Annotated in this window: 5 protein-coding genes; 2 read left to right on the top strand and 3 right to left on the bottom strand. The window is 64.6% G+C overall.

Annotated features, from left to right (window positions below; genetic code table 11):
• Positions 1–90 precede the first annotated feature (90 nt).
• The 3 genes from secB to ACNPP0_RS13900 are packed head-to-tail and all read right to left on the bottom strand — an operon-like array spanning position 91 to position 1405.
• Positions 91–639: a protein-export chaperone SecB gene (gene secB, locus ACNPP0_RS13910; protein ID WP_219991339.1), complete on the bottom strand. Its 549-nt coding sequence runs from the start codon at positions 637–639 to the stop codon at positions 91–93.
• 39 nt (positions 640–678) lie between these two features.
• Entirely contained in the window at positions 679–936 is a 258-nt protein-coding gene (grxC, locus tag ACNPP0_RS13905) for a glutaredoxin 3 (protein WP_006216244.1), read from the bottom strand.
• 46 nt (positions 937–982) lie between these two features.
• Complete coding sequence (locus tag ACNPP0_RS13900; protein ID WP_046803159.1) at positions 983–1405, bottom strand: rhodanese-like domain-containing protein; 423 nt, start codon at positions 1403–1405, stop codon at positions 983–985.
• A gap of 184 nt (positions 1406–1589) precedes the next feature.
• Here ACNPP0_RS13900 and gpmA point away from each other — a divergent pair, with 184 nt between their 5' ends.
• Both gpmA and ACNPP0_RS13890 read left to right on the top strand, forming a co-directional pair.
• Complete coding sequence (gene gpmA, locus ACNPP0_RS13895; protein WP_046803160.1) at positions 1590–2342, top strand: 2,3-diphosphoglycerate-dependent phosphoglycerate mutase; 753 nt, start codon at positions 1590–1592, stop codon at positions 2340–2342.
• A 7-nt stretch (positions 2343–2349) separates the two neighbouring features.
• Positions 2350–3660: murein hydrolase activator EnvC family protein (locus ACNPP0_RS13890; protein ID WP_448706209.1), on the top strand; the 1311-nt coding region annotated here is incomplete at its 3' end.

Raw genomic sequence — 3660 nt, 5'->3', positions numbered from 1 at the left:
CCCCCCCCAGCGCGGTGCCCCAACTTCCCGCACCCAGGACGGCAACGCGCAAGCGCGGCAGAGCGGGATGGTTCATCGGGGCGGACGCGCTTACTGGCGGGTGGCGCTGGCGGGCAGGATGATGCCCGAATCGCTGCCATTGCCATTGCCGTTGCCGTTGGCGGCGCCTTGCTGCTGCTGTTGCAACTCGGCCAGGCGCTGTTCGTACAACGCTTGGAAGTTCACTTCGGTCAGGTGCAGCGGCGGCATCGAGGTGCGCGTGATCGCGTCGGCGATGTTGGCGCGCAGGTACGGGTACAGCATCGTCGGGCAAACAATGCCCAGCAGCGGATCCAGCTGTTCTTCAGGGATGTTGGCCGCTTCGAAGATGCCGGCTTGCGTGCCTTCGACCAGGTACACGACCTTGTCGTTGATGCGGGTGGTGACGGTGACGGTGACCGTGGTTTCGAACACGGTGTCGGCCAGACGCTGGCCGCCCACGGTGATGCTGACTTCAACCTGGGGCGCTTCTTGCTCCAGGAAGACGTGAGGCGCGTTCGGCATTTCCAGCGAAAGGTCTTTCAGGTAGACGCGTTGCAGGTTGAACGAGGGCGCGTCGTTGCCGCCTTCTTGCTGGGTGTTTTGGTCTTGATCAGCCATGAGTGATTCCGTTGGTGGAGGGGGCAAAAGTAGAGGCGATTAGCCGTTCAGCAGGGGGGCAAGGCCACCCGAGCGGTCCAGGGCCATCAGGTCGTCGCAACCGCCGACATGAGTATCGCCGATGAAGATTTGCGGCACGGTGCGTCGGCCGGTACGTTCGATCATGACATCGCGCTGTGACGGATCGCGGTCGATCTGGATGATTTCCAGGTCGGTCACGCCACGCTGCTCGAGCAGGGCCTTCGCGCGTGAGCAATAGGGACAGTAGTCCTTGCTGTACATGACGACTTTATTCATAGGCGCTCCTCGATAGATTCAAGATTGATGATGGGACAGCGCCGGTTCAGCCCTTTTGGGTGACCGGCAGGCTGGCGGCCGACCAGGCGCGCATGCCGCCGTCCAGCGGCACCGCGTCGGCAAAGCCTTGGGCGCGCAGCTTGGCGGCCACGCGGGCCGAATCGCGGCCGTTGTCACAAACCACAACCAGCGGTTTGTTCTTGGGCAGCGAGGCGGCTTTCTGTTCGATGTCGGCTGCCGGCACATTTCGTGCCTGGGCGATGTGGCCCGCCTGGAATTGTTCGACGGGACGCACGTCCACCCACACGGCGTTGCGCTGGTTCACCATCTGGATGGCCTCGCCAGTGCTGACGGCCGAGCCGCTGCGCCCCTTGCGCAGGGCGGGAATCGCCAGCATCACGCCGGAGATCACGGCGACGCCGACGATGAAGACGTTGTTTTTATCGAGCAAAAATTGCAAAAGATCCACGGGTCATCCTGAAGTGCGGCAGCTAGCCGGATATGGGCGAACCCTCGGCCAACCCGCGGGCGCCGCGCCAGGGAATTGGACGAGTGCGCCGGGGCAAAATCAAGGGCAAAATCACTCAATTATAAAATGAGCGCATTCTTTAACCATCCTTTAACTTTAACCCGCGCGGAAAGCGTGCCAAACCATGCATAAACTTGTTCTGATGCGCCACGGCGAAAGCCAGTGGAATCTGGAAAACCGCTTCACCGGCTGGACCGACGTCGACCTGACCGAAACCGGCCGCGAACAGGCTCGCCGAGCCGGCGAACTGCTCAAGAAAGAGGGCTATACCTTCGACCTGGCGTACTCGTCGGTGCTCAAGCGCGCCATCCGCACCTTGTGGATCGCGCTGGACGCCATGGACGCGATGTACACCCCGGTGGGCGTGAACTGGCGCCTGAACGAACGCCATTACGGCGCGCTGCAAGGCCTGAACAAGGCTGAAACCGCCGCGAAGTACGGCGACGAGCAAGTCCTGATCTGGCGCCGCGCGTACGCCATCGCCCCGGAACCGTTGTCACTGGACGACGAACGCCATCCGCGTTTCGACAGCCGCTACGCCAAGATCCCGGCCGACCAGCTGCCCGCCACCGAGTGCCTGAAAGACACCGTGAACCGGGTGCTGCCGTTCTGGAACGATTCCATCGCCCCGGCCATCCGCGCCGGTCGCAACGTGCTGATCGCCGCCCACGGCAACAGCCTGCGCGCCCTGATCAAGCATCTGGACAACGTGTCCGATGACGACATCGTCAACCTGAACATCCCCACCGGCCAACCCCTCGTCTACGAATTGGATGATGACCTGCGCCCGATCCGCCACTATTATCTGGGCGATGCCGCCGAGATCGAGGCGGCCATGGCTGCGGTTGCCGCTCAAGGCAAGGCTAAGAAGGACTGATATCTCTATGCGTCGCACGGCAGGGTTGTTGTTGGCGGTCATGTTGACCGGTGGGGCGCTATCGGCTCGCGCCGCGCCCAACGACCTTGCCGGCCGCCAGTCTGACGCCGAGCGTCAGCAGGCGGCACTGCGCGACCGCATCGAGAATCTGCAAAAAGAGATCGACGGGCGCGAAGCCGCCCGCAAGGAAGCCGCCGACGCGCTCAAGCAGTCGGAATCGGCCATCTCGAAGATCAATCTGCGCCTGCGGGAACTGGCCGACGCCGGTCGCCAGGCGCAGACGGATCTGAGCAGTCTTGAAAAGCAGATCGGCGTGCAGGAAACGGTGCTGGCCAAGCGCCGTACCGAGCTGGCCGATCAGCTTCGTACCCAATACACCAGCGGCCTGTCGCCCTGGACGGCGCTGCTGTCCGGCGACGATCCCCAGGTGCTGGGTCGCAATCTGGGCTACCTGGACTACGTGTCGCAGGCGCGGGCCAATGCCGTGAAGGCGCTGCGGGCCGACATCGACCGCTTGGCCGCGCTGCAAACGCGCGCCGACGCCCGTCGTGCCGAGATTGAAAAAGTCGTGGCGGAAACGTCCGAGCAGAAGGCTGCATTGGTGGGGCAGCAAAAAGAACGCGCCACGCTGTTGGCGCAACTGGAAGGGCAGATCGCCGCCCAGCGCGCCGAAGCCAACAAGCTGGGGCGTGATGACCAGCGCCTGTCGCGCCTGATCACCGATCTGGACGCGGCCATTGCCAAGCAGATCGAAGAGGCCCGCAAGGCGGAAGAGGCGCGCAAGAAGGCCGAAGAGGCCCGCCGCATTGAAGAGGCGCGCCGCGCCGCTGAAGAATCCCGCAAGCGCGCCGAAGCCGAGCGCCGCGCCGAAGAGGCCCGCAAGAAAGCCGAGGCTGATAGCAAGCGGGCCGCCGAAATCGCCGCCCGCCGCGATCGCGATAGCCGTGATGCCAGCGATGCCGCCCGGGCGCGCGAACAGGTCGAAGCGGCGTCGCGCCAAAGCCGTGGCCCGGTCGCGGTCGCCGATCCGGACGCCGCCGGATTACGTCCTGCTGAACAAAAACACACGCGCCTGACGGATCCGAACCAGACGCCGAGCCAGGCGCCGGCCCAGGCATCCGCCAAATCGGAAGATCCTCCAAAAAAGGCGGAACCCGCAGAGGCCGAGACCACTCCAACCCGCAGCGCATCGGCGCAGCAGACCCGCGCCGCTCCGCCCGTGGGCGGCGGCAGCGGCCTGAAGCATGGCCTGGCCATGCCGGTGCGTGGCCAGGTGCAGGGCCGCTTCGGGGTCGACCGCCCCGACGGCGGCGTCTGG

It is taken from the genome of Achromobacter semiaridum (assembly GCF_053543755.1).
The sequence above is the reverse complement of the archived record's forward strand: the minus strand, read 5'-3'. Positions and strand labels throughout refer to the sequence as shown.